Here is a 25,166-nt window from a genome sequence, read left to right as displayed (position 1 = left end):
ACGCCAAAGGTAACGAACTGTGTTCTCGATCTTGCTATGGCCAAGAAGTATCTGGATGGCCCGAAGGTTGCCTGTGGCTTTGTAAATGAGCGACGCCTTTGTACGGCGCAGCGAATGGGTGCCATATTCCTCAGGTGTCAGCCCGATTGCAGTGACCCACTCGTCCACCAGCCTGGCGTATTGACGGGTGCTCAGATGACCATCGTGCACTACACGGCTTGGAAAGGCGTAGTCATCGACCGTCCCTCCGCGTCGCTCAAGCCAAGCAAGCAGGCTGGCCCTTGTGTCAGCGGCGATCTCGAATTGGACGGGTCTGCCTGTCTTCTGCTGGATTACCATCGACCGAGTTCGAATGGCAGGTCCCGCCACGAGCGTGCCGATCTTGATCTTCACCAGATCGCAGCCTCGAAGCTTGCTGTCGATAGCCAAGTCAAAAAGTGCTCGGTCCCTCATCCTTCCCTCTCGGTCAAGGAAGAAGCGAATTGACCAGATTTGTCTGACCTTCAACGCACGTTTGGCGCCAACCTGCCTACCGGCATTCCAAGCAGGTCTTCCTGCAGCAGCAGGGTCGTACTGTGAGATACCCATCACATTTCTCCTCTGGCCGAAGCGGCCATGAAGAGAACGAATATGGCGGCTTATCAGCGGCAGATCCCGACCCCAAACTAGTCGCTGACTGGTCTGACAAACCGCCCTGGAAGCAGCCGTAAAATACCATGGTGGGATGCTCTAAGGTGCCATTAGCTTTCGTTTTCTAACGAGGTCACGATCTGCTATTGTTCCTTTCTTCGGTGCCGTCCTTCCGTGGAGCCGACGCGCCTAAGAGCCGACCGAACGGACCAATGCGGCACCGGGGTCAGGCGTCCGCCAGGGGAATGCGGGAACCTCGCAACCTCTGCTGACTTGCGCTGTTAGCGAGTTTGATTGGGAGGTTTGTTAGGTATGACTTGGCTTATGATCATCGGGGGGTTGGCCCTACTTCTGGTTGGCGGCGAGCTTCTGGTGCGAGGCGCCGTGCGGGTCGCGAGCCAGTTAGGGGTATCCCCGTTGATCATAGGGCTGACGCTGGTCGGCTTCGGCACCTCGACGCCCGAACTGGTCACCTCGGTGCAGGCGGCGGTAAACGGTTCTCCTGGGATCGCCTTCGGCAATATTGTGGGCTCCAGCATCGCCAACCTGCTGCTGATCCTGGGTGCATCGGCTATGCTCACCCCGATTGTGGTGCAATCGTCAGCGCTGCGCCGAGACGCCGTGCTGATGGTGGCGGTGGCCATTGTATTCGCACTTCTTTCGCCGCTGTTTCCACTGGGGCGACTGGTTGGCCTCATGTTCGTGGCCGCTTTGGGAGCATACATCTACATCGCAATTCGTCAGGAAGCGGCAGCAACACCCGCTCATGGTGCCGTCTATGACAAGAGCCTCGCAGCCCAGAATGCAGATACTGCACTTGTTCCGCAGAAATCTCCCGGCAGCTCTGTCCTTCTACCGCTTGCAACGTCACTGACAGGTTTGGCGATAGTCGTCCTTGGGGGATACTTTCTCGTCAATGGCGCTGTGGACCTTGCTCGGTCGGCAGGCATTTCCGAGACCGTGATTGGCCTCACCATAGTGGCAGTAGGCACGTCGATGCCAGAATTGGTGACGTCCCTTGTCGCCGCCGTCCGGCGCGAGGCTGATGTCGCGTTTGGCAACATCATCGGGTCCAACATCTACAATATTTTGGGTATCGGCGGTGTGACGGCAATAATTGCGCCATCTCAGGTGCCGGAGCAGATTGCCAGTTTCGATAATGTTGTGATGGTCGCGGTGTCGGCGCTGGTCTTGTTGTTCGCCTATACTGGGCGACGCCTGGCGCGTTGGGAGGGCGGCGTCCTTGTGATAGGTTATATTGGGTATGTGTGGTGGCTATGGCCTTAGGATTGCGATGAATACGGTTCGAGCGACAGTGTTTTCCTGATGCGCTTGCCTATGTGAGAGACTAACAAGTGTCGGCCCGAATCGACCCCGTTTTGGACGGTCGAGGCTTACGAGCTAAAACCTTAAAGCTGCCGTGCACAATCCTCCGATTGAGAGACGCTCAAGACAGAAGTCGGGCGAGGGTTGTCATGGTAGGAATGCCCACCAGCACATTGAATGGGAACGTGATGGCCAGCGACATGGCCAGCGGCAGGCCGATGTCAGCTTCCGGCAGTGCCAGTCGAATGGCAGCGGGCGCCGCGATATAGCTAGCGCTGCCGCAGAGGATCCCCAGCGCCGCAGCGGACCCGGTGTCCAGTCCGATAAGGGACCCGGCAACTACGCCGACTGTCCCGTTAATGACAGCTAGGACCACGGCCAGCGCCGCGATGACGGGCGTCACACTGCGGGTCCCCATGAGATGGCGCGCCGCAACCAGGCCCATCTCCAGCAGGAATAGGCAAAGCACCCCGGCAAAGGCGTGTTGGAAGACGGGCCGGATCGACTCGAACCCGCGCTCGCCCACCACCAGACCGACGGCAAAACTACCCAGCAGCAGCACCACCGCGCCATCGCGCGCAGCATGGTATAGATGGCCGCCCAGCGCTTTCGCCCCGGAACCTTCGCTTCGCCGGGCAAGCCAGATGCCGGTGATGATGGCCGGTGCTTCCATCATGGCGAGGACCGCAACCATGTAGCCGGCAACCGGCGTGCCGCCGGCCTCCAGAATGGCAACGCCGGTGACGAAGGTCACGACCGACACGGACCCATAGTGCGCCGCCACGGCGCCGGCGTTGACGGTGCTCAGCCGGGCGAGACGCCGCATCGCCCAGAAGGCAGGGATGGGGAGCAGGAAGCTGAGGCCCATTCCCGCCAGGCCTGCCACCACAAGTTCGCTCGTGAGGCCGGTCGCCGAAACCTCGACCCCGCCCTTAAGCCCGATCGATGTCATCAGGTAGATTGCCATGCCCTTGCTGACAGCCTCGGGAATATCGAGACTGCTGCGCAAAGAGGCTGCGAGCATGCCAAGGGCAAAGAATAGGATTGCAGGTGAAAGCAGGATTTCCATCGGGATCGCTAGGTTGGAAGGACGCCAACGTCCCCTAGCGGGAACCGATGATTCAAAAAAATTCATTGATCATATCAAACCGTTCTGTATGCAAGAATGATGAAGGCGCTCAACTTTCGGCACTTGTGGTATTTCAGGCAGGTCGCCCGGGAGGGCAATCTAACGCGCGCTGCCCGATTACTGGCGGTGTCGCAATCGGCTCTGTCCACGCAGATCCAGATCCTTGAGGAGAGTTTGGGGCATCCGCTGTTCGAACGGATCGGACGTCGGCTGGTTTTGACGGAAGCCGGCAAGGTGGCGCTCGACCACGCCGATGCCATTTTCGATATGGGTGAGGATCTGCTGACCACGCTGCGTGTCGGTTCCGGACGCCGGCAGGTTCTGCGTGTCGGGGCACTGGCCACACTGTCGCGCAACTTTCAGATCGATTTTCTGCGGCCCTGCCTTGGCCGGGCAAACCTCGAAGTCGTGCTGAGCTCGGGGAGCCTCGTCGAGTTGACTGGCCAGTTGCGCCGCCTCGAGCTCGATGTCGTTCTGTGCAATGCCGCACCCGGTGCCGGCCATGCCGACGATCTGGTGGCGCACCGGCTGGCGCGTCAGCCGATCGGCCTGTTCGGCGCGGCAAGCCTGCAGTCGCACGGCCAGACGCCTCAGAACGCTCTGCGAACACATGGCGTTATCCTGCCGACGGGTGCAAGCATCATCCGGGTTGAATTCGATGCCCTCTGCGCACGCCTCGGCATCGTGCCCTCGGTGGTGGCGGAAGTGGACGACATGGCGATGCTCCGCTTGATGGCAAGAGAGGGCATTGGCCTGGCCCCGCTCCCGGCTATCGTGGTGCGCGACGAGCTTGAGGCGGGCACGCTGCGCGAAGTGGTGCGACTGCCAGGGATCGAAGAGGCGTTTTACGCGCTGACCTTCAACCGGCAATTCCAGAGCCCCGTCGCCGAAGAACTGATCGTCGCTGCCGCAAAGTGGTCGCTGTAAAAAAGCCGCGATACCCTCTTGTAACTCTATTGACCCACGCCAATCTTACCTGTCGTGACCGGGCCCCTCTGGCGTCGGCGGCACCTGCCGCGACGCGATGTCGGATCACCTTGGCAGGGCCCGTGGGCATCTGCGTTGGTGCCCGATTGCTGTCATGGTCCCCCAACGCACTCCCTCAACCCGCCGAGCGGCACCTTGAGAGGAGTTATTGATGACCAAAGACAAACTGATCCAGGACGACGTATTTTTGCGTGGCGCTCGCCTGCGGGCACGTCAGAAAGCCGATGAGCGCGACCTGCGTGGCGAAACCAGCCGGGCCGGCGCAGAGGATTTTTTCCAGGCGCTCGTGGCGGCGGTGGCCGTGATTGCCCATGCCGATGGACAACTGGCCCTGGCTGAAAGGCGCAAGCTGGTGGAAGCCTTTCTCGCCAGTCCAGCCATGGAAGGGTTTTCGGTCGCCGACCTGGCCGAGGAACTGGCTCACCATGCACGCGCCTATAGCTACGCTCCTGACCTTGCCGAGAAGCAGGCCCTGACAACGCTCAGCATCTCTGCACTCGGCCCGACCGAGCGCCAAACCATTCGCGATGCCTGCCACCAGGTCATCACAGCCGATGGTCTTGTTCACCCCGTGGAACTGGGCGCCCTGCACCGCGTCGAGAGCGCCCTCGGGATCGATGGGAGCGAGGCATGACGGTGACCTGCATCAAGAACTGCTTGGCGGAGCGGCGTAAATGGACATCCTGACCAGCATTTTCCTCGGCCAGCCGCTCTGGATGTGGCTCGGCTTCCTGGGCTTGGTCGCCCTGCTTCTGGCGTTCGATCTCGGCGTGCTGCACCGCGACGGCCATGAAATCGAGGTGCGCGAAAGCCTGATGCTCTCGGGCTTTTATATTGCGCTTGGGCTGGCCTTTGGTAGCTTCGTCTGGTGGCAACTGGGCGCCCAGTCGGGTCTTGAATACCTGACAGGCTTCGTCGTCGAGAAGAGCCTCGCCATGGACAATGTCTTCGTCATTGCCATGATCTTTGGCTACCTCGCCATTCCACGGCACCTGCAGCACCGCGTGCTGTTCTGGGGCATTCTGGGCGTTATCGTCCTGCGGGCGATCATGATCGGCTTCGGCGCCACCCTCGTGTCCGAGTTTGGCTGGCTGCTCTACGTGTTCGCGGCCTTCCTGATCTTTACCGGCATTCGCATGATGATGCCCGGTCATGGCGAGACCGATCTCGGCACCAATCCCGTCCTCGTCTTCATGAAGAAGCGCTTCCGCGTCACCGAGCAATTGCATGGCGACAAGTTCTTCGTGCGCCTGGCCGATCCCAGAACGGGGCGGGTGGTGCGGTTCATGACGCCGCTGTTCCTCGCGCTCGTCATGATCGAGATCGCCGACGTCATCTTTGCAGTGGACTCGGTGCCGGCGATCTTTGCCATCACCACCGATCCCTACATCGTCTACACGTCCAACATCTTCGCGATCCTGGGCCTGCGGGCGCTCTATTTCGCCCTCGCCGCCATCCTTCACCGCTTCGCCTACCTCAAGCAGGCGCTGGCGGTGTTGCTGGTGTTCATCGGGTCGAAGATTTTCGTCGCCGACTTTTTGGGATGGGAAAAATTCCCTGCCGAATGGTCGCTGGGGATCACCTTCGTCATCCTCGCCAGCGGCATTGGCTATTCGTTGTGGCGGACCGCAAGGGTCCATTAACCAAATCGGGGGAGGCATTAAGCCTCCCCCTTTCCCTAGGACGGCTCGACAGTACTCCTGGACAAAACAGGTGAAAGTCCGCTTGGTTCGATGTCTGCCCACAAGCCGCCGGTCCGCAAACCACCCCTTAATTCGCCGTAGCTCCGTTCAATCGGTAATGTCGGCTTTCCGGCAATCGCGAAACCCCGTTCAACGGCAGGAATGGGGCGCTTTGCTGATCGGCCGCTGCCGACCCCATTCCGGCCATTGGCGCGTTAGACAGAATATCCTGAAACCGGACCTTCCTCAGGCGTGCCAGGTTATGACGATCAGAAGCAACCGCCTGCGCCGCTGGACGGTGTGCAGCATGAGGTCGTGACCGCCTTGTCAGCGCGATGAAGCGGCTTGCAGATCGCAGCGCGAACCCCAAGCGTCAACACAGCCCGATTGGAGGTGATCGACAGGTTCGCCACATCGAAAACACGCATCGCTTCGCCCGGCTGGCCGATCTCGATCGTCAGGCGAGCGTCGTGATCAAGACGCACCTTCTTGCCGACCTGGGCAAGGATCGCCGCGAACTTTCCGGCGGTCATCTGCGGCTTTCCTTCAGACGGAATGTCTTCCACCTGCAGCACCGTTTCCTGCCAGGCGTCGGGATTGCCGCCGCAATCAAGGGTAACGAAAGAACCGGCCTTCACCTCGGTGACATGGTAGCCCGACTGCACCTCCCGGTCGCCGTAAATGATCGCCAGGGTCTTCTCGCTGTGGTCTGCGAGCCCCGCGAGGATGGCGCCAAGCGTGGATTCCACTTCGATATAAGGGGCAGTTGCGTGCGTGTTCATGTTGGGCTATCCACTGTTTCAACATTCATTGAGATATTGAGATGAAACTCGAAGAACCGCAAGCCCTGAACGCATTCGGCGCCCTCAGCCAGGAAACCCGGTTGAGAATGGTGCGCGTCCTGGTGCAGGCAGGACCCGAGGGCATGGCGGCAGGCGCCGTCGGCGAGGCCGTTGATGCTTCCTCGTCCAGCGCCTCGTTCCATCTTTCCCACCTGGAACGCGCTGGCCTGATCCAGTCCCGGCGCGAGAGCCGGTCAATCATCTATAGCGCCAATTTCGAGGGCCTCGCGGGTCTGGTCGAGTTCCTCATGCGCGACTGCTGCTCGGGCCATCCGGAAGTTTGCCTGCCCGCCGCAAGCGTCGCCGCTGAATGCTGCACGCCCGCCAACGCCAAGGAGACCGCCTGTGCCTGCTGATCACGTCTACAACGTCCTGTTCCTATGCACCGGGAACTCTGCCCGCTCGGTCCTGGGTGAGGCCCTGATCAATCATGTCGGCAATGGTCGTTTCCGCGGCTTTTCTGCCGGATCGACGCCCAGAGGCCAAGTGCATCCGATGACCTTGCAGACCCTTCGGAATGCAGGCATTTCCATAGACGGACTGCGGTCCAAGCCTTGGGACGAATTCGCTACCCCCGACGCCCCAAAGATGGATTTCGTCTTCACGGTCTGTGACAACGCGGCCGGCGAAGCCTGCCCTGTCTGGCCCGGCCAGCCCGTGACTGCACACTGGGGTATCGAAGATCCCGCCGCGGTCGCAGGCCCCGAATTCAAGCAGCAGGCAGCTTTCGAAGACGCGCTGACTTATCTCCGCAATCGCGTGGCCGCCTTCATGAGCCTGCCGCTCGAAAGCATCGACCGCATGGCACTGACCTCGAAGCTCCGCGGTATCGGCGCCATGGAAGGCAGCACCTCGAAGTCCGCCGGGGCCGCATGATCGACTTATCCCGCCGCCTGGTGGCCGAAACTCTCGGCACCGGGCTGCTGGTCGCGACAGTTGTGGGTTCCGGCATCATGGCCGAGACCCTCACCACCGATGTCGCGCTGGCATTACTCGCCAACACCATCGCTACCGGCGCCATTCTCGTCGTGTTGATCAGCACGCTGGGGCCAATCTCTGGTGCGCATTTCAACCCGGCTGTCACCGCGGTGTTCGCCTTGCGGCGCGAGCTGTCCTGGCGCGACGCCAGCGCTTATGTCATCGCCCAGGTCGTTGGTGGAGCCCTCGGGTCATTCGTAGCCCACGCCATGTTCGCGCAGCCCATCCTCCAGCTCTCGAGCAAGGTTCGCACCGGCGAAGCGCAATGGCTCTCCGAAGGGGTAGCAACCTTCGGTCTCGTGGCAGTGATCCTCGCGGGCATTCGGTTCGAGCGCAAATCGGTGCCGGTGCTCGTTGGCCTCTACATCACCGCGGCCTATTGGTTCACGGCGTCGACGTCCTTCGCAAACCCTGCGGTCGCGATGGCTCGTGCCTTCAGCGACACCTTCGCCGGCATTCGTCCAATCGATCTGATCGGTTTTATCCCAGCCCAACTCGTCGGTGCGTTGTTGGCAGCGGCCTTGATGTCCTGGCTGCTCGCCGGCCCCGGCGGCAGCAATCTCCCCATAAATCCAGAGGATCGCTCGTGAGCGTCACAATCTACCACAACCCCAGCTGCGGCACGTCTCGCAACACCCTGGAAATGATCCGGCAGTCCGGCGTCGAGCCGACTGTCATCGAATATCTCGTGACGCCACCAGATCGCGCCACAGTCATCAAGCTCATTGTCGATGCGGGGCTGACGGTGCGTCAGGCGCTGCGCCAGAAGGACACTCCATTTGACGCTCTGGCGCTAGGAGATCCGGACAAGTCCGACGACGAGCTGCTCGACGCGATCGGTCAGCACCCGATCTTGCTCAATCGTCCCTTCGTCGTGACGCCCCTGGGCACCAAACTCTGCCGACCATCTGAAGTGGTCCTCGATATCCTCGAAAACCCCAATATCGGCCCCTTCACCAAGGAGGATGGCGAGGTCGTTATCGACGCCGAAGGAAAGCGTATTGTCTGATCTAGCCAATATCGTGCCGGCCGCATTCGAGGTTCCGGACTTTACCCGCCTTGTTCCCTCAGCACCCACGCACAAGCCGCGCATCCTGATGTTGTACGGTTCTCTGCGGGAGCGGTCCTATTCGAGACTTCTGACCTTTGAGGCTCAGCGTCTCCTTGAGAGCTTCGGCGCTGAGGTGCGCGTTTTTCACGCCAACGGCCTACCGCTACCGAATGACGCTCCCGATGATCACCCTAAGGTCCAGGAGCTCCGTGAGGCCATGCTGTGGTCAGAGGGTCAGGTTTGGACCAGTCCCGAGCGCCATGGCGCCATGTCGGCGGTTCTGAAATCTCAGATCGACTGGATTCCGCTGCCTGGCGGCGCCATCCGGCCGACGCAGGGGCGCACACTGGCGCTGATGCAGGTCTCTGGCGGGTCGCAGAGCTTCAATGCTCTCAACCAGATGCGCATCCTCGGCCGCTGGATGCGGATGGTCACCATCCCCAATCAGTCCAGCGTCGCCAAGGCGTGGCAAGAATTTGACGAAGCAGGCAGGATGAAGCCGTCGAGCTACTATGATCGCGTCGTCGACGTGATCGAGGAGCTGGTCAAGTTCACGCTGATCAATCGCAGCGTCGCGGGCTACCTCACGTCCCGGTACAGTGAGCGCAAGGAAGACGTCGCCAAGCTCGATGAGCGGGTCAGCCTCAAGGCGATCTGATGAAGGAAACCTCAGTGATGCCAGGTCGAGCAATCAAGTCTCTGTAATCAGACCGTCATTTCACGCTGGCAAATAGCCCGAAAACGCAGGAGAGAGTCGGCCTCCGCCGCTCTTAGCATCATGACAGACTTAGCTGCTCCGGCGCCCGTCTCGGGAAAATCCTGGTTCATAACCGGGCTCGGCGTAGCTCAGATCGCCTCCTGGGGCTCGCTCTACTATTCGTTTCCCCTCATTGCGACAGCGATGGAAACCGATCTCGGTTGGGACAAGACCTTGATCTACGGCTCCGCCACTCTGGGTGCGCTTCTGTCCGCCATGCTCGCGATCCCGATCGGCCAGGCAATCGACCGGGGTCAGGGGAGGCTGGTCATGGCCGGCGCGTCGGTGCTCGCCGGCCTGCTGCTGGTGCTTTGGGCGCTCACCGACAACATCGTCCTTTTCTACTTCGGATCGGCCGGCGTGGGCGCACTCCAGGCAGCGACCCTATATGAGCCAGCCTTCGCCGTCGTCGCGCGCAGGGCAGGGCCTCTCCATGCTCGCAATGGCATCACCGCGCTGACATTGTGGGGTGGGTTCGCCAGCACTGTCTTTGTGCCGGTGGTTCAGATCCTGCTCGACCAATTCGGCTGGCGTGGCGCGCTCGAGGTTCTGGCCGCCGTCAACATTCTCCTCTGTGCGACGGTCTACTTCTCTGTCATCGATCCATCCCAAGACGCGCCGCGACTGGCGCCGACTGCCGAAAAGGCGTCGAGATCGCATCTCAGCGACGCGATGAAGAACCCCGTGTTCTGGTGGCTCGCCATATCGTTCACAGCCTACACGGCCAGCTTCTCGGCTTTGCTGCTGCACTTTTACCCGATGATGCTTGAGCGCGGCTTCAGCGAATACGCTGTTGTCGCGGCCATGACGATTATCGGCCCGGCACAGGTGGCAGGGCGCATCTTCATTATGGCGTTTGGCAAGCAGGCGTCCGGACGACGGATTGGCTCCATCGTCGTGATCGGGTTTCCGGTGGCAATGGCGATGTTCGCTTGGGCGCCGGCGGAAATCCTCATCGTTGGTGCCGCAGCCATGGTGTACGGCGCTTCCAATGGCATCATGACGATCGTTCGTGGCATCGCCATTCCCGAAATGGTCAGCCGAGAGAGCTACGGCGCGATCAATGGTGCGCTGGTCGTGCCGATGACGGTTTCCAGAGCGCTGTCTCCGCTGGGCGCAGCGGCTCTCTGGAGCGCTACCGGCAACTATGCCGGCACCATGACATGTGTGGTGGCGCTGTCCGTGTTGATGGTCATCGCATTCTGGCTCGCTGCAGCCACCTCATCCAAGCTCAGGCCAAGTTGACAGAACTCAGGGGCGCTGGAACGTAGTCCGCCGAGGGACGTCGCTCGCTGTGATGTAGTTAGCTTGGTGGGCTCGGCCGCGATTGTATCGTGAAGTCTACGTCAATCTTGAGATTTCGGCCCCATTCCGGCCATTCAAAACTATTGGGAATAATCCCAATAGGTGACGCCCCTTTGTCGTGGGTCGGATGACATCCGCGCCTGCATGCGGCCGAATGGTATGGCGTAGATCAGCACTGCTCGAACATTGATGCCATTTTCTTTGGCGGCAGATTCGCGCACGCAGCTTATGTTCGGTGATCGTGAGGGTGCTCGGTTGCCGATCGAGATCTAGGCAATCCGGTTGTCGCCATGGTTGGCAATCGTCCCCGACCGGGGAGTAATTTACATTGGTACGAATGGTGTAGTGGTGCCGGGGGATTGGTCACGCGGCGTTGAAGACGCGCCAGGTGCCGCGGCCCGCGGACTTGGCCGAGTAGAGCGCTATGTCTGCGTCGCGATAGAGCGTATCAGCGTCTTGTGCGACGCGAATGGCGATCCCAAGTGATGCGCCGACGTGATGCTGGTGCGTGCCAAGTTGGATCGGGCGCTCGAAAGCGCTGACGATGTCCGTAGATAGGCGCTCGATATCCACGTGCTGGCAGCCATCTGTGACGATTGCGAACTCGTCGCCGCCGATACGCGCCACCAACGCTCCTACAGGAGCGCATTGTCGTAACCGTTCACCCGCTTTGATTAGGCAGGTGTCGCCATGCGAATGGCCGAAGGTATCATTGATCGACTTGAAATTGTCGAGATCGATCAAGATCAGAGCGCCGACTGGGGCGCCGCTTTGTTGACCATGGAGATCCTCTAGACGCGCATTGAAAAGGCCGCGATTTGCAAGACCAGTGAGGGCGTCCGTTTCGGAAAGAATGCGCGTGCGTTCGACCATACGCTTTTCTTCGGTGATGTTCTGCTTCATCCCAAAAATGCGCCGGGCCTTCCCCTCAACGCCATCGACAGTTGCGGTAATGCGCATCCAGCGATGATTGTCCTTGGCGGTGATGATCTCCGCATCGAAATTGAAGTCGCCACAGGTCGCAATGGCTTCGGCCCGAAGCGCCTGCATTTGTCTCGCGGATTCAGGGGCGTACATTCTAAGAGAGGTGCCCCGATCCACCTGCGAGCCGCGAGGCAATTCGAAAATGTCGTAGACGCCATTGGTCCAGGTCAAACGTTCGTCAGGCAGCGTGCAAGACCAAATCCCAATGCGAGCTGTTGCTGATGCGCGCTCAAGAAGATTTTGACGGCGACCCTCCGCCACCCTTCTGCCGGCCATAGCTGACTGGCCCACAAGCTCGATAACCCGAGCGAGCAGAATGTGACTGGAAATTTGATCACGCGGCCGCGTGTCCCAGAGCACCAGCCACAGCGGGCGGTTTTCATCTATTGTGGGAATTGGCGATATCAAAAGGAACGCGGGGCCTGACTGCAGGCCTTGGGGGAAAACCTCAGCTAAATCCCCAAAGAGCGCCGAGGAGATGATGGGGCGACGCAGGTCGCCATCGTAGGCGACCCATCGATCGCTTGCCAACAGGCCAGCTCCCGCGCATTTTGCCAGATTGCGCAGGCGAGCGCAAAATAGTCCCGGCAACGCAAAGTCGGGAGTATCGACGGTGGGCGACGACTGAACCAAGGGAGATCTCTCAAGCCTGGAAAAATCTACAGGCTTGGCCCTTAAGACATTGTCAACTCGACGCTTTGGTGCGCAGCGGTTGCCTCTAACTGCACCAGTTCCGGGCAGGCCAGCAGGGTCCTAGTTTCAGAACTCCATCTCACGTCCTTTTGGAACGAAGGCTGCGCAGGATAATTGCGGGGGCGGGGCGAAGACGAATTAGTGCGTACCGCCAAGGATGACGTCTGGCTCCGTCAAGACAAGCGCCATCTCCTGCATTATGGCGTTGAGAGCGTCCGCGATCTCGATAGCTTCCTCCGATGGAATGGCCGGATCCGAAACGAGGCGGTCCAATTCCCCGTTCAGCTCGACAAGGGCGAGTTTCAACACCTGAAGGGCTTCGGAATAGGCCGCAAGCTCCGGTCGCATCAGAACTCGCTCCAGTCGTCTCCTATAGCCTTTCCGCCACGAGCAGCGACACGCTTCGGGCGCTCGCGATTTGCCGGTAAGCGCGGTGTCGCCGTTGAATTGGTGAGCCTGAATTTATCGACGATCTGATCGAGCTGCCGGGCCTGAGACTCGGTTTGTTCAATCGCGGCATTCGTTTGTTCGACGAGCGCGGCATTGTGCTGAGTCATTTCGTCCATCTGCATGACGGCCGCAGAAATCTCCGCGATCGAGGCGGACTGTTCGCGGCTGGCACTGGCGATTGCTGACATCGATCCAGTCGTTTCTCGTACCACTGACAGCAGCTCAAAGAGGCGATCCGCGGCGGTGCGCACAAGGTTCTCGCCCGCCTTCACCTCAACCACGCTTCTTTCGACCAACTCCTTGACCTCGGCTGAGGCCGATGCGGCCGACTGGGCCAGGCGGCGAACCTCAACGGCGACCACGGCGAAGCCCTTGCCGGCGTCACCTGCTCTGGCCGCTTCCACAGAAGCGTTGAGGGCGAGAAGATTGGTCTGGAACGCAATGTCATCGATAATGCCGATGATGTTCGAGATGCGGCTCGATGAGTTGGAAATCTTCTCCATCGCCTCGGTGACCTTGCCCATCACCTGGCCACCGGCCTCAGCAGACTCTGCTGCTTTCTGAGCTTGGTCCGATGCGGCCTCTGCGAGTACCGCGTTCTGGCTGACTGTGCGCGACAAATCTTCCATGCTGGCCGCGGTCTGTTCGATTGCTGCTGCTTGTCGAGTAGTACGCTCGCTCAGGTCATTGGCACCGGCGAGGATTTCCCCAGTGGCGGTGCGGAGAAGACCAGACGTGTCCCTGAGCTGCAGCATTATCTCCCGTAGCCGGTCGACAAGTTGATTGGTGTCCGATTTGATTTTCGCAAACCCGCCTTCGAAGTCGGCAGTGATGTTTTCGGTGAGGTCGCCTTCCGCCAGCTTCTGCAGGACTTCGCCGGTAAGTTCTGCGGCCCAGGCAACCCGGTCCGCATTCTCACGGTCGCGCTTTTGCGCTTCGGCCATCACCTGATCGAAGTAGACACTAACCGCCATATCGATGTCGATCATGACGGATTTGACCATGGCTGACATCGCGATGCCGAGATCGGACACCGCAGCCGAGAGAACTTCCTCATCATGCTTGCGGTTGAAGAGCCCCCTTTGAGCGACTTGATGTGCTCATCCATAAAGTCGCGTGCGAGCTCGGTGACAAGTGTTTCAACGATGACGCCGTAACCACCGATATACCAGCGTGGTTCAAGCCCGATCTGCGCATGGCGCAGGCCAATGCGTCTGCTGGACTCGACGTACTTTGCGTCGAACCTGCCGGTGGCGATCGCGAGCCAGTGACCGAGCTGACTAGACTGTGCGCGGTTCATCTGATCCGAACCAGAGAAGAACCGAGAAACCGCAGGGACCGTTGCCAGCTTCTTGTAGAAGCGAGCAAGCGCTTCAGGCAGGTGCTTGGCGATCAGGGGTTCCACCGAACGAAGGGCGTCTCGGCCTTTGTTGTCGAGCCCAATAAAGTCGAGGCGGGCTGTGATATCGCCATCGTCTCTGGAATGCTCCACCTTCTCGCTCCTGCTCGATACTGCCGGCATGCGCCGGACATTTGATGTGAAGCGAAATTTAGACGACCGCTCCGACAACCCAGACTGCGTAAGCAAACAGTTGTTAAGTTCCGCCGAGTATTTTAATCTCGCGAGAGGAGGATCTGCATGAGCGACAACAGTAGCGGCTTCAATCCGACATCTGCGTTCAGCGCCCTCGCGCCAAACCTACGAGAGATCTCAAAGTCCGCCTGCTGGATTCAGCTTCAACAGGCGGTCTCTGATGCCGTTCAATCCATCGGTTTCGCGTATTTCGTCTTTGCCGCCTCTGTCTCGGTGGAAGAGGACACGGAATTCTATCCAACCATGCATACTCTGCCCGCAAAGGTGGTGGATGCCATGGTGAGCAGAGGGCTTTACCGATCCAATCCGGTGCTAGCCCGCCTGCGTCAGAGCGCTGATGCCGTAGTCGTGTCGATGAATGTCGCTGACCACAACCCGGTGATCGCGGAGGTGAGTGCGCTGGTGGCTCCCTTAGGGATTGTCGGCGCTGCTCTCGTGCCCGTACTGTCGGCCACCGAGAGTCTGTCGATTATTGGCGGGTACTCCTGTAGTGGAGCACCGTCTCCTGATGCGGTTTCATCCTTGAGGGTAATTGGTACCGCTACATCGCTGCGACTACTGGAATTGTGCGATCTGCCCGAGCCGCCAACACTGACTGCTACACAGGCGAGCATTTTGCGCTGGGCCGCAGCGGGAAAGTCCAACGGTGACATCGCCGAAATCGTAGGGCTTACGCGACGAAATTGCGAATACCATATGGGCGAGATTTTCCGGAAACTGGGTGTAGCTACCCGCGGACAAGCGATTGCTGCCCTGATGGAGGGTAGGGTTCAGAGCCCCATGTCTGCCGCGTCGCGAGAAAAATAGCGCCGGTACATGGGCATCAACGCGGCGCCCATCGCCGGAGCGCGACCACCTAAATTTCCCTGCAGGACAGGCGGGTGCTCTGACGTTAGGGTTGGCTTGTTCGCCAGGCGCTCGCGAACTTTGATGACGAGCCGCTCACGAATAGGGTCAGGCAGAGCGCTGTCGACGATAGCGAGATCTGACTCGAGCATGGCGTGGGTGTTAATGATTGCAATAGCGATCGCCCTTGCTGCTGCATCCAGCCACTCCTCTGCTTGTGGGGCGAACGCGTCCCAGTCCCAACTTTCCGGCATACCAGGGGGAACCGCCGCGCCAGCTTTCATCAGGCGCTCTTCGAGGGCGTGGATGGAGGCTACCAGATGTACAAACGTGGGCTTTCCATCGTCACCGGCAATAAGCATGCCCCCCATATTTGCTGCGTTTCCTCGAGCGCCTTCCCAGAGCTTTCCGTCGGCAATCACCCCGGCGCCGACAAAGGTGCCGATGAGGAAGTAGGCAATATTCTTCGGCCTCGGCGCCCCCATGGCCACGAGCTCGCCCCAGCAGGCGGCATTGCCGTCATTAAAGGGGAAAACCTCAAGCCCGGTGGCCTGGCTAAGAGCAGCTGCGACGTCCAGGTCTTTCCATTTTGCAACCTCTACCCCGGGCGCTCCGAGGAGATCGAGGTTCCGGAAGATATTGGTTGGCATAGCCAGGCCAATGCCCATCAGGCGGTCACGAAACTCTTCCGGCACAAGGGTGGTCAGTATCCTGACCAGTGACCCGATCTCGGTGAAGATGGCGTCTGCGGACGGGAACTCGTAATGGCGGCTGTGCTCGCCCAAGACTTCGCCTGCCAGGTTTCGCAAAACGACGCGATAGTGCTGCCACCCAAGCTCGCAACCAATCGCGAAGACACCGTTGGGATTGAGGTAAATGGGAACCGCCGGCTGGCCACGCAGTCCCTTCCGGGCCTCACCTCTGGCAATGAGGCCAACGCGTTCCAGATCGCCCAGCATCCGGGCGACTGATTGCGGAGCCAGATGGGTTCGCCGGGCAATCTCTGCCGCTGATGATCCGGCTTGGGTTGCAATAGCTGTGAGCACAGCACGCTCGTTGTTCTGACGCAGTTCCGCCGCCGACATGCGCCTTGCACTGGGATCAAAGACATCCTGATCGGTCATACGCCTATCACTTAATCTCGCGCCGAGCCTTGATCGACCCAGTTCGCATGCATCGGTTTAACGCGCCGCTAATCAACGAACCAGAGACCTCTTTTGTTCCGTAGTAAGATTTAATATCAAAGGGGCAATAGGAGGCGCAAATGCGTGTCGTGATCGTAGAGGACAACCGCACCAATCTAGAGGTGCTTACCCAGCTGGTTCGTCGGATGCCGGCGATCGCAGTGGAAGGGTTTACGGAGGGTGCCTCTGCGCTTGCCGATGCCCAACGTCATGCGTGCGATCTCATGATCATCGACAATGTCATGCCAGGAATGTCCGGCCTGGAACTCGTCGAGGCGGTTCGCACACTCCCAAGTCACCGTCATGTGCCCATAGTTATGATCACCGCTGACGCTGACAGATTGACACGCCTCGCTGCCATCAACGCAGGGGCCACCGACTTTCTTGCAAAGCCGGTAGACCCGATCGAATTGCGGTCTCGGCTCACCAATCTTCTCTCGCTGCGCAGTGCTCAAAACCAGCTTGAAGATCGGGCCGTTCACCTTGAGGCCGAGGTCGACCGGGCGACAGCCCATCTGCAGCAACGGGAAGAGGACATGATCTATCGCCTCGCCCGTGCGATTGAGGTTCGTGATCATGAGACCGGGGACCATGTCGAACGGGTCGCTCGTGTGGCCGGGATATTGGCCACGACCATGGGTTTTGACGCCGATTTCGTTCGCACGCTATGGCTGGCCGCTCCACTGCATGATGTCGGCAAAATCGGCGTCTCTGATGCAATCCTCAACAAGCCTGGCCGGTTAGAGGGGGCCGAATTCGAGCGCATGAGAATGCATCCCATGATCGGCGCGGAAATTCTCGCCGATGGCGACTCCGATATGCTCAGAATGGCCGAGCAGATCGCCCGCTGCCATCACGAGAAATGGGATGGCAGCGGCTACCCCCACGGCCTTGCTGGCGCGCAGATTCCCATTGCCGCTCGCATCACGGCAGTTGCCGACGTGCTCGATGCCCTGTGCAGCCCCCGCAGCTACAAACCCGCCTGGCCAGCGTCTGAGGCTCGTGACGAAATCCTCCGGGGCTCAGGAACACATTTCGACCCCGCCTGCGTCTCTGCGCTCAATCAAGCTTGGGCGGAGATCGCTCCCATCTACACTTCGCGTTTCGACGCCGTCGACGCCGCTTGAGAGGCCTTCAAATGAACAGAATGATGTCAGCGACTGCACTATTCTTGATGATGATCGCGCCCGCCGCTGCAGTGGAGCTCGCATTGCCCACGGGACCAGAGATCCTTGAGGTAAACGGCTCGATCACCAGCTCGAACGCTGATGGAAAGGCTATCTTTGACCTCGAAATGCTGGATGCCCTTCCTCAGCGCGTCACCAAGGCGACGACGCCTTGGTACACCGGAGAGCACGAATTTAGTGGCGTCATTATCAGCGATCTTCTCGATTACCTAGGCGCCAGCGGCGAGAACGTAACCTTCACCGCTCTCAACGATTACGCCTCTGAGATTCCCATGGCGGAGTTGAAGGGCATGCCGGTCATTCTGGCGACCCGCGTCGACGGCGAGGAACTCTCGGTACGCGACAAGGGGCCGCTTTTCGTGATCTACCCGTTCGACCTGGATTCAACCCTTTATAACGAGGTCATCTTCGGTCGATCCGTCTGGCAGGTTGCCTCGGTCTCGGTCCACTGACATGCCTCGGGCGATCATCCGGGCAAGGCGAGCCGTTTCTCGGCGGATTGGACTGGGGATCGTCATTCTCACTGTCCTGAGCGTCGCCTTGCTGACGTCTGTCATTTGGCTCTTCGTCGGGCTTAACGAAAGGCAGAGCGCTGTCCGGGCAAGCGTCAGGGAAGACATGGTCTGGGCAGCCTATCAGGCTGATCGCGAAGCGGCTCGCCTGATCGAAGCGACGCGAGACGCATTGACCAGCGGCGATGTCGCTCTGGTCTCCAAACGGTTCGATCTGCTCTACAGCCGCACACAACTGCTTGCTCAAGGTTCCTATGCAGAGATGTTCGGTGCATCGTCGGCGGTTCAGGACCTTGCATTTGCAGCCAGCAAGCGTATTCGCGACCTGGTTCCGGCAATGGATGGCCTCGTCGCCGACCCGTCTGCCTTTGGGTCTCGGTACGATGATATTCTTCAACGCGCAAACACAGCGAGGAAGGCCACGGGCGACCTCCTGGTTGCGACGAATGCCGCGATCAACCTGGTGCGTCTGACCGAGCGCGAAGGGCAGTTGGCAACGTATTGGCGCATTGGCACCAGCGTGGCTGGCCTGACATTTGCTCTGGTCTTGATCGTCACCCTGCTGGGGGGGCAGCTTTTCCATATTTCCCGAAGCGGGAGGGAGATGGAACTTCTCAGTCGGCGAAATGCGCGCATCGCCAAGCAAGCCAAGAGTGCCAGCGCTGCGAAGTCGGCATTTCTCGCGACCATGAGTCATGAAATCCGCACGCCGCTCAATGGTATCATTGGGATGACGGAGCTACTGAGAACGTCGCGGCTCGACGCCGACCAGATCCATCAAGTCGAGACTATTCGGCACTCAGGCGACATGCTGCTCGATGTCATCAACGACATCCTCGACTACTCGAAGTTGGAAGCTGGTGCAGTTCGCTTCGAACCCAAGCCAGTTGACTTGCACGAGGTTTTCGAGCCCATCGAGCGCATGTTGCTGCCGCGGGCCGAGAGCGCTGGGCTCCAGCTTACCTTTCAGTATCCCGGCGTTAGGGTATTCGCAGACGCTAACCGCCTGCGCCAGGTACTCGTCAATCTGATCGGCAATGCGATAAAGTTCACTCCTGCCGGCACAGTTGAAGTTCATGCGAATGTGTTCGGCGAGCGGCTCAGGCTGGAGGTCAGAGACACCGGCCCGGGTATCTCTAGCGAAGACAGCCGCCGCTTGTTCCGTGAGTTCAGCCAGCTCGACAGTTCCAGTACCCGGTCCTTTGGGGGCACTGGGCTTGGATTGGCGATCTGCCGCAGATTGGTTGAGGTGATGGCGGGCGACATCGGAGTCGAAAGCGTTGTGGGGAAAGGGAGCACTTTTTGGCTCGACATTCCGGCCGGTCCGATTGCGGAAGTCGCTGTTGCCAGCTCGCGTGGTCAGCTCGCACTTCCGAATGGGTTTCATGCGCGCGTCCTTGTTGTTGACGACAATGCCATAAATCGTGATGTCGCCCTCGGTCTGCTTCAAAAACTGGGAGTGGTGGCAGAAGGTGCAGCCAATGGGCGCGAGGCAATTGCTTCAACGGAGGTGTCCAACTTCGATCTCATCCTGATGGATATGCAAATGCCCCAGATGGATGGACTTGAAGCGACGCGGATCCTGAGGGCGTCCGGTTTGACAATCCCGATTGTGGGGCTAACGGCGAACGCGTTCGAGTCAGATCGGGTGGCCTGCATCGAAGCAGGGATGGATGACCACGTCGCAAAGCCGGTGACCAAGGACAAACTCGTTTCACAACTGTCGAAGCATGTTCGTGCTTCGGACGTCGCCACCACTACCGAACCAACAATGGCCGCAGTGGATGAGGACTATCAGCAAGGCCTGAAAGAGGCGTTGGGCGAGGAAGAATTCGTGCGGCTGGTCGAGGAATTTGTGTCTTCGTCAGAGTCCATGCTTTTACAGGCCGAAATGGCCATTTCCGAAGGACTTGCAGACGAGCTCGATCGTACTCTGCACACACTAAAGGGTGCAGCTCTGACATTGGGCTTTCGCTCCATTGCTGAAGCGGCGCAGGCCGAACGCTCCAAGGAGCTCGGGCTCGTAGCGGTTTCAAATATTCGGGCGTTTTGCGTCGCAATCTCAACACCGCCAATATCCAAAGCGCCGGTTGCAGGTGCGCCCGCGTACTGATTCCCCGCGACAGTCCGAAGTCGGAAAACTCTCTCCATGGCGCGGGGTCTGGCGGTGTCGCCATGTCCAGCATAAGGATCGGTGTAATCTAACGCCCGAGCTCTGATATGCCCGACCTTGTTGGCTTTGCCCTTGCCTCGTTGCTCATCGAGCTGACGCCGGGGCCTAACATGACCTATCTGGCAGTTCTATCGGCTCGGCAGGGGCGGGCGTCGGGCTATGTCGCCGTTCTAGGGGTGGCGCTGGGGCTGGCAACGATGGGCGCGGCGGCGGCCCTGGGCCTTGCCACCATTATCGGGGCCACACCGGCACTGTTTGCCATCCTTCGTTGGGGCGGGGTGGCCTATATCCTCTATCTCGCCTGGGAGGCTTGGCGAGAGGCGGACGCGCCGCCCGAGCCGATCCCCCAGAGCCGCTATTTTGTCCAGGGTCTTGTGACCAATCTGCTCAATCCCAAGGCGGCTCTGTTCTATGTGACCGTCATGCCCAACTTTCTGGCCGCGGGCGAAGAGAACCCGGGCTCTTGGGCGCTGCTGGCGGGTGTCTATGTGGGTGTCGCCACCCTTATTCACCTGGCGATTGTCACTGCCTCTGGCCTTCTGGAGCCGGTGCTGACCAGAGGCGTCGGCAGGGTCCTGCTGTCGCGCGCCTTTGCACTTGTTCTCGTCGGCGTCGCGGCGTGGATGCTCTGGGCCACCCGAGCCTCATCCTGATGGCCGCCCAATCAGGCGGCCGATTGGGTGTCGTTGGAAACTCGGCCCGCCAACACGCTGATAGTTGCCTGATGCTGGCTGAGGTGAACACCGCCCGATAGGCGCTTTAGGAAGTCGGTGTGGGCAAGCTTGTCCATGACAGGACCCTTTACCTCCGAGAGGTGGAGGCGCACTCTGGCATCCCTCAAGCGATGTTCGATGGCTTCGAGACTTTCGAGGGCCGACATGTCGATAGCATTCACCGCAGAGCACATCAGCACGACATCGGTGATCCCGGGATTGGCATTAACCTGCTCTATCACCAAGTCTTCAAGATAGCGCGCATTGGCGAAGTAGAGACTTTCATCAATACGAATTGAGAGCATGTCGGGTACGGTCTCGACCTTGTGCCGCTTCACGTTGCGATAGTGCTCGGTGCCCGGCACCTGGCCCACAACAGCAGCGTGCGGTTTGGACGAACGATAGAGGAAAATCAGGATCGAGGTGCCGACGCCGAGCGCGATGCCTGTCTCGACGCCGAATAACAGCGTGCCAAGCATCGTGATAGCTACGGCTGCAAAGTCAGCCTTTGAGTAAGACCAGGCGCGCTTGAGAATGGAGAAGTCAACGAGGGTCATGACGGCGATGACGATTGTCGCCGCCAGCGTCGCCTTGGGCAGGATGGCGAGGAACGGGGTCAGCAACAGTGTTGCCCCGGCAATGCCAATGGCGGTGAAGGCGCCAGCGGCGGGGGTGGCGGCGCCGGCATCGAAGTTGACCACCGAACGGGCAAAGCCACCGGTCACCGGATAGCCCCCGCCAATCGCTGCCGCGATATTGGAGGCGCCAAGGCCGATCAGCTCCTGATTGGGGGTGATGCGTTCGCGACGCTTGGCGGCAAGGGTCTGTGCAACAGAGATGGACTCGACAAAGCCAACGATCGAAATGATTAGCGCCGGCAGGGCCAATTGCTGGATCAGGTCCATGCCCACATTGGGCAACGAGAGCATGGGCAGGCCCTGCGGAACATCGCCCACCAGCGGCACGCCTTTGGACGCGAGATCCATGCCTGCCGACCAGGCCATGGTCAAAAACACAACCGCCACCGGACCGGCACGGACGATAACGGTAGTCACACCCTTGGATAGCCCGAAGCGGGTTAGCCAGTTTTTTAGGTCCAGCCTGATCCAGAGCAGCAATGCAAGCGCGACTGTGCCAACGGCCACCGTATAGAGATTGATGTCCTCAAAATTCTCAATGATCGAGACCAGCAGCTCGGGTAGCGCATGGCCTTCGGCCTTGATGCCGAGTAACCCGCCGAGCTGGCTGGTCGCAATGATCATGCCCGAGGCGGTGATAAAACCGGAAATGACCGGATGCGACAGGAAATTGGCGACAAAGCCGAGACGGAATAGCCCCATGAGGGTCAGCATGACGCCCGACAGCATGGCCAGGACAATGGCGGCGCTCGCATAGTCCGCAGTGCCTTCGGCGGCAAGGCGCCCAACAGCCGTCGCGGTCATCAGCGAGACAACAGCGACGGGGCCGACGGCCAGCGCCGAAGACGTGCCAAAGATGGCATAGGCGAGAAGCGGCAGGACCGACGCGTAAAGGCCCACCTCCGGTGGCAGGCCGGCCAAGAGCGCATAAGCAAGCGATTGCGGGATCAGCATGATCGTCACGATCACGGCCGCGATCAGATCGCTGGTCAAAGTCTGGCGATTATACCGCCGGCCCCAGTCGAGGATGGGAAAGTAGGATTTCAGGCGCATCGGAAACTCTTTTCGGCGGGGTTCGGCCCCGAGGAGCCGAACGCGATACTCACTTGCTCAGCGTGGCATAGAGGCTGCCGGCACGGGCGCCGGAGCGACAATAGCCAAGGACAGGCTTGGGCATCCGCTCCCAGGCCTCATGGAACCGGATGATCTGGCCTTCGCCGAGACCGCCTGAAACGGGGATATGGACGATTTGCAGACCTTCGCGCTCCGCGGCGCGTGCAACCGCGTCGAAGCTTGGCTGGCCAAATTCCTCATCGTCGGGACGGGCGCAGACGATCGACTTGTAGCCGGCGTCGGAAACGGCCTTGACCTGTTCCGGGGTGATCTGGGCGGTGACGGAGAAGTCGTCGTCGAGCTTGCGGATATTCATTGGATTGCTCCGGGATTTGAAAAAGGAAAACATGCTGACTGCGCTCTCTCAGAGGCCGTTAACCGGCACCTTGAGATAGGTCTTGCCGTCCTTGTCCTTGGGTGGCAGCTGGCCGGCGCGCATGTTGATCTGCAGCGAGGGGATGATCAGCTTGGGCATGGCCAGTGTCGCATCGCGCGCTTCGCGCATGGCGACAAAGGTGTCTTCGTCCGTGCCGTGGCCGACATGGATATTGTGGTCGATCTCGTCGCCCACCGTGGTCTCCCACTGAATGTCGCGCCCATTCGGACCATAATCGTGGCACATGAAGAGGCGCGTTTCGCGCGGTAGCGTCAGCACACGCTGGATCGAGCGATAGAGCGTGCGGGCATCGCCGCCGGGGAAGTCGGCGCGGGCCGAGCCACCATCGGGCATGAACAGCGTGTCGCCGACAAAGGCCGCGTCACCAACAACATGGGTCATGCAGGCCGGAGTATGGCCCGGAGTACGCATGACATGCACGGTGAGTCCGCCGATCTGATAGCTGTCGCCATCAGTGAAGAGACGATCGAACTGGCTGCCGTCGCGCTGGAATTCGGTGCCTTCATTAAAGATCTTGCCGAACGTGTCCTGGACAATGGTGATGTTCTCGCCAATGCCGAGCTTGCCGCCAAGCTTGGACTGGATATAGGGCGCGGCAGACAGATGATCGGCATGGACATGGGTCTCGATCAGCCATTCGACCTCAAGGCCATTGTCCCTGATGAAGTCGATGATCTGATCGGCGCCGTCATAGGTGATGCGTCCGGCCGCATAGTCGATGTCCATCACCGAATCGACGACGGCGCAGGCCTTGGAGGCGGGATCCTTGACGACATAGGAAATCGTATTGGTCGGCGCGTCGAAGAAGGCGGTCACTTCCGGCTTCAGTGACAAGTCGGTGGCGAAGGGAATGGTGCTCATATCAAGCTCCTTTCAAAAGTGGAGGTCAGGCGGCCGGCGCGAGGCGCTGGCTGTGGGCAAGACGAACGGAACGGGCGGCAAAAATGCCGACCAACATGGCGCCGACAAAGGCCCAGGCCGAAGTTTCTCCGAGGCCCAAAGCCGGGATGGCGCCGCCGGGGCAGAAGCCGGAAATGCCCCAGCCGATGCCGAATACGGCAGAGCCGGCCATCAGTGGCAGGTCGAGCTTGCGACTGGTCGGGAGGTGGAACTTTGCTTCGCAAACCGGCCTGGTCCGGTGGAGCACCAGGCGATAGCCGATGGCGGTGACCAGCAGAGCGCCCCCCATGACGAAGGCGAGGGATGGATCCCAGGTGCCGGCGATATCGAAGAAGTTGAGAACCTTCGCTGGGTTGGCCATGCCCGAGAGGGCAATGCCGGTGCCGAAAATGACGCCGATCACGCCGGCAAGAACAGTACGCTGCATCAGAAGTCGCCCAGGAGATGACGAATAACAAAAACGGTGACGATAGCGGTCGCCATGAAGGTCGCCGTGGCCGCAATCGAGCGCGGCGACAGGCGGGCCATGCCGCAAACGCCGTGGCCGGAGGTGCAGCCTGAGCCGAAATAGACGCCGGCACCAACGATCAGACCACCGATGATGACCCAAGGCAGAGGCACCGGGCTGGCAAAGGCGATGGATTGGTTGGAAAAGCTCAGGACGAGGCTGGGTGCAACGATCGCGCCGGCAATGAAGGCGGCCCGCCAGGCCCAGTCCGAAGCAACGGGTGGCAAGAGGCCGGTCAGAATGCCCGTCATACCGGCAATACGCCCATGAAAAGCCATGAGCAGAACAGCCGACAGGCCGATCAGTGCGCCGCCCAAGAGCGAAAGCACCGGGGTAAACTCAGTCATCAATTTATACCTTACACGTAGAGAGGCCCAGCAGACGGTAGAGCGGGCAAAACCGCACCAGCGCGGTGATCAGGAGGACGAGGCCGGCTACGGTCGCGATGGCCTGCAGGGCCAGACTGCCAAAGAGGGGCAGGCCAGGGACGAAGACGATAGCAATGAGAGCCAGTCCGAGGATTGCTCTGAGGATACGGTCCGCAGGTCCAATATTGGGGTGCATCACGAATTCCTTGAAAACCGCCT

Annotated in this window: 29 protein-coding genes; 15 read left to right on the top strand and 14 right to left on the bottom strand. The window is 60.0% G+C overall.

Translation table 11 applies throughout. The annotated features are described in order from the left end of the window. A partial coding sequence (locus NVV77_RS20400; RefSeq protein WP_295416137.1) for a tyrosine-type recombinase/integrase occupies positions 1 to 588 on the bottom strand: 588 nt, incomplete at its 3' end. Positions 589 to 942: 354 nt separating this feature from the next. Here NVV77_RS20400 and NVV77_RS20395 point away from each other — a divergent pair. Continuing rightward, positions 943 to 1,917 (top strand): calcium/sodium antiporter, encoded by a 975-nt coding sequence (locus NVV77_RS20395; RefSeq protein ID WP_157289734.1) that lies wholly within the window; start codon positions 943 to 945, stop codon positions 1,915 to 1,917. A gap of 160 nt (positions 1,918 to 2,077) precedes the next feature. On the opposite strand, the gene NVV77_RS20390 is transcribed toward NVV77_RS20395, so the two are convergent. Then, positions 2,078 to 3,025: a sodium-dependent bicarbonate transport family permease gene (locus tag NVV77_RS20390; protein ID WP_295416132.1), complete on the bottom strand. Its 948-nt coding sequence runs from the start codon at positions 3,023 to 3,025 to the stop codon at positions 2,078 to 2,080. Between the two features lie 99 nt (positions 3,026 to 3,124). On the opposite strand from NVV77_RS20390, the gene NVV77_RS20385 reads away from it, so the two are divergent. The 3 genes from NVV77_RS20385 (at position 3,125) to NVV77_RS20375 (ending at position 5,715) form a co-directional block, all read left to right on the top strand. Next, positions 3,125 to 4,012, top strand: coding sequence for a LysR family transcriptional regulator (locus NVV77_RS20385; RefSeq protein ID WP_295416130.1), 888 nt, complete (start codon positions 3,125 to 3,127; stop codon positions 4,010 to 4,012). A gap of 211 nt (positions 4,013 to 4,223) precedes the next feature. Next, a complete protein-coding gene (locus NVV77_RS20380; protein WP_295416126.1) occupies positions 4,224 to 4,706 on the top strand; it encodes a TerB family tellurite resistance protein in 483 nt (160 codons plus the stop codon). Positions 4,707 to 4,746: 40 nt separating this feature from the next. Beyond that, positions 4,747 to 5,715: a TerC family protein gene (locus tag NVV77_RS20375; protein WP_295416124.1), complete on the top strand. Its 969-nt coding sequence runs from the start codon at positions 4,747 to 4,749 to the stop codon at positions 5,713 to 5,715. 308 nt (positions 5,716 to 6,023) lie between these two features. Here NVV77_RS20375 and NVV77_RS20370 read toward each other — a convergent pair whose 3' ends face one another. After that, positions 6,024 to 6,536, bottom strand: a complete 513-nt coding sequence (locus NVV77_RS20370; protein ID WP_295416121.1) for a DUF6428 family protein — start codon at positions 6,534 to 6,536, stop codon at positions 6,024 to 6,026. A gap of 41 nt (positions 6,537 to 6,577) precedes the next feature. On the opposite strand from NVV77_RS20370, the gene NVV77_RS20365 reads away from it, so the two are divergent. The 6 genes from NVV77_RS20365 (at position 6,578) to NVV77_RS20340 (ending at position 10,627) form a co-directional block, all read left to right on the top strand. After that, entirely contained in the window at positions 6,578 to 6,952 is a 375-nt protein-coding gene (locus NVV77_RS20365; protein WP_092426861.1) for a metalloregulator ArsR/SmtB family transcription factor, read from the top strand. After that, positions 6,942 to 7,472 carry an arsenate reductase ArsC gene (locus NVV77_RS20360; RefSeq protein ID WP_295416115.1) on the top strand — a complete coding sequence of 177 codons (531 nt, stop codon included), beginning with the start codon at positions 6,942 to 6,944 and terminating at the stop codon, positions 7,470 to 7,472. Before NVV77_RS20365 ends, NVV77_RS20360 begins: the two co-directional genes overlap by 11 nt. Next, positions 7,469 to 8,164 carry an MIP/aquaporin family protein gene (locus NVV77_RS20355; RefSeq protein ID WP_295416112.1) on the top strand — a complete coding sequence of 232 codons (696 nt, stop codon included), beginning with the start codon at positions 7,469 to 7,471 and terminating at the stop codon, positions 8,162 to 8,164. The genes NVV77_RS20360 and NVV77_RS20355 overlap by 4 nt, the downstream gene beginning before the upstream one ends. Continuing rightward, complete coding sequence (gene arsC, locus NVV77_RS20350) at positions 8,161 to 8,583, top strand: arsenate reductase (glutaredoxin) (protein ID WP_295416110.1); 423 nt, start codon at positions 8,161 to 8,163, stop codon at positions 8,581 to 8,583. Before NVV77_RS20355 ends, arsC begins: the two co-directional genes overlap by 4 nt. Continuing rightward, a complete protein-coding gene (arsH, locus tag NVV77_RS20345; RefSeq protein ID WP_295416108.1) occupies positions 8,540 to 9,283 on the top strand; it encodes an arsenical resistance protein ArsH in 744 nt (247 codons plus the stop codon). Before arsC ends, arsH begins: the two co-directional genes overlap by 44 nt. Before the next feature lie 120 nt (positions 9,284 to 9,403). Continuing rightward, positions 9,404 to 10,627 carry an MFS transporter gene (locus NVV77_RS20340; RefSeq protein WP_295416105.1) on the top strand — a complete coding sequence of 408 codons (1,224 nt, stop codon included), beginning with the start codon at positions 9,404 to 9,406 and terminating at the stop codon, positions 10,625 to 10,627. Positions 10,628 to 11,050: 423 nt separating this feature from the next. On the opposite strand, the gene NVV77_RS20335 is transcribed toward NVV77_RS20340, so the two are convergent. The 4 genes from NVV77_RS20335 to NVV77_RS20320 all read right to left on the bottom strand — a co-directional run bounded on the left by NVV77_RS20335 (position 11,051) and on the right by NVV77_RS20320 (position 14,306). Beyond that, the gene (locus NVV77_RS20335; RefSeq protein ID WP_295416103.1) at positions 11,051 to 12,304 is read right to left on the bottom strand and encodes a GGDEF domain-containing protein; all 1,254 of its coding nucleotides are present in this window, start codon (positions 12,302 to 12,304) and stop codon (positions 11,051 to 11,053) included. A 198-nt stretch (positions 12,305 to 12,502) separates the two neighbouring features. Further along, on the bottom strand, positions 12,503 to 12,712 hold the full coding sequence (locus tag NVV77_RS20330) for a hypothetical protein (RefSeq protein ID WP_295416100.1): 210 nt from the start codon (positions 12,710 to 12,712) through the stop codon (positions 12,503 to 12,505). Then, a complete protein-coding gene (locus NVV77_RS20325) occupies positions 12,712 to 13,848 on the bottom strand; it encodes a methyl-accepting chemotaxis protein (protein ID WP_295416097.1) in 1,137 nt (378 codons plus the stop codon). The genes NVV77_RS20330 and NVV77_RS20325 overlap by 1 nt, the downstream gene beginning before the upstream one ends. Beyond that, a complete protein-coding gene (locus NVV77_RS20320) occupies positions 13,800 to 14,306 on the bottom strand; it encodes a protoglobin domain-containing protein (RefSeq protein ID WP_295416095.1) in 507 nt (168 codons plus the stop codon). Before NVV77_RS20320 ends, NVV77_RS20325 begins: the two co-directional genes overlap by 49 nt. Before the next feature lie 147 nt (positions 14,307 to 14,453). On the opposite strand from NVV77_RS20320, the gene NVV77_RS20315 reads away from it, so the two are divergent. After that, on the top strand, positions 14,454 to 15,215 hold the full coding sequence (locus tag NVV77_RS20315) for a LuxR family transcriptional regulator (RefSeq protein ID WP_295416092.1): 762 nt from the start codon (positions 14,454 to 14,456) through the stop codon (positions 15,213 to 15,215). Here the strand turns inward: NVV77_RS20315 and NVV77_RS20310 are convergent. Further along, positions 15,179 to 16,378, bottom strand: coding sequence for an ROK family transcriptional regulator (locus NVV77_RS20310; protein WP_295416090.1), 1,200 nt, complete (start codon positions 16,376 to 16,378; stop codon positions 15,179 to 15,181). The two genes, NVV77_RS20315 and NVV77_RS20310, sit on opposite strands and share 37 nt — an antisense overlap. A 140-nt stretch (positions 16,379 to 16,518) precedes the next feature. On the opposite strand from NVV77_RS20310, the gene NVV77_RS20305 reads away from it, so the two are divergent. The 4 genes from NVV77_RS20305 to NVV77_RS20290 all read left to right on the top strand — a co-directional run bounded on the left by NVV77_RS20305 (position 16,519) and on the right by NVV77_RS20290 (position 20,963). Continuing rightward, the gene (locus NVV77_RS20305) at positions 16,519 to 17,565 is read left to right on the top strand and encodes an HD domain-containing phosphohydrolase (RefSeq protein WP_295416087.1); all 1,047 of its coding nucleotides are present in this window, start codon (positions 16,519 to 16,521) and stop codon (positions 17,563 to 17,565) included. Between the two features lie 11 nt (positions 17,566 to 17,576). Further along, complete coding sequence (locus NVV77_RS20300) at positions 17,577 to 18,077, top strand: molybdopterin-dependent oxidoreductase (RefSeq protein ID WP_295416084.1); 501 nt, start codon at positions 17,577 to 17,579, stop codon at positions 18,075 to 18,077. Positions 18,078 to 18,165: 88 nt separating this feature from the next. Continuing rightward, positions 18,166 to 20,250: an ATP-binding protein gene (locus tag NVV77_RS20295; RefSeq protein ID WP_295416082.1), complete on the top strand. Its 2,085-nt coding sequence runs from the start codon at positions 18,166 to 18,168 to the stop codon at positions 20,248 to 20,250. Between the two features lie 107 nt (positions 20,251 to 20,357). Then, the gene (locus tag NVV77_RS20290; RefSeq protein ID WP_295416079.1) at positions 20,358 to 20,963 is read left to right on the top strand and encodes a LysE family translocator; all 606 of its coding nucleotides are present in this window, start codon (positions 20,358 to 20,360) and stop codon (positions 20,961 to 20,963) included. 11 nt (positions 20,964 to 20,974) lie between these two features. Here the strand turns inward: NVV77_RS20290 and NVV77_RS20285 are convergent, their stop codons facing one another. Genes NVV77_RS20285 through NVV77_RS20260 form a run of 6 tightly spaced genes read right to left on the bottom strand, consistent with a single transcriptional unit; the run spans position 20,975 to position 25,143 of the window. Further along, positions 20,975 to 22,714: a SulP family inorganic anion transporter gene (locus NVV77_RS20285; RefSeq protein WP_295416076.1), complete on the bottom strand. Its 1,740-nt coding sequence runs from the start codon at positions 22,712 to 22,714 to the stop codon at positions 20,975 to 20,977. A 49-nt stretch (positions 22,715 to 22,763) separates the two neighbouring features. After that, the gene (locus tag NVV77_RS20280; RefSeq protein WP_295416073.1) at positions 22,764 to 23,090 is read right to left on the bottom strand and encodes a sulfur transferase domain-containing protein; all 327 of its coding nucleotides are present in this window, start codon (positions 23,088 to 23,090) and stop codon (positions 22,764 to 22,766) included. A gap of 48 nt (positions 23,091 to 23,138) precedes the next feature. Beyond that, positions 23,139 to 24,032: an MBL fold metallo-hydrolase gene (locus NVV77_RS20275; RefSeq protein ID WP_295416070.1), complete on the bottom strand. Its 894-nt coding sequence runs from the start codon at positions 24,030 to 24,032 to the stop codon at positions 23,139 to 23,141. Positions 24,033 to 24,057: 25 nt separating this feature from the next. Next, positions 24,058 to 24,498: a YeeE/YedE family protein gene (locus NVV77_RS20270; RefSeq protein WP_295416067.1), complete on the bottom strand. Its 441-nt coding sequence runs from the start codon at positions 24,496 to 24,498 to the stop codon at positions 24,058 to 24,060. Beyond that, positions 24,498 to 24,926 (bottom strand): YeeE/YedE family protein, encoded by a 429-nt coding sequence (locus NVV77_RS20265; protein ID WP_295416061.1) that lies wholly within the window; start codon positions 24,924 to 24,926, stop codon positions 24,498 to 24,500. The genes NVV77_RS20270 and NVV77_RS20265 overlap by 1 nt, the downstream gene beginning before the upstream one ends. A 4-nt stretch (positions 24,927 to 24,930) precedes the next feature. Continuing rightward, positions 24,931 to 25,143 (bottom strand): DUF2892 domain-containing protein, encoded by a 213-nt coding sequence (locus NVV77_RS20260; RefSeq protein WP_295416059.1) that lies wholly within the window; start codon positions 25,141 to 25,143, stop codon positions 24,931 to 24,933. Between the last annotated feature and the right edge of the window lie 23 nt (positions 25,144 to 25,166).

The organism is Devosia sp. (assembly GCF_024707125.1).
In the GTDB taxonomy this organism is placed as follows: Bacteria; Pseudomonadota; Alphaproteobacteria; order Rhizobiales; family Devosiaceae; genus Devosia.
Note: the sequence above shows the minus strand (reverse complement) of the source record. Positions and strands in the feature narration are given on the sequence as shown.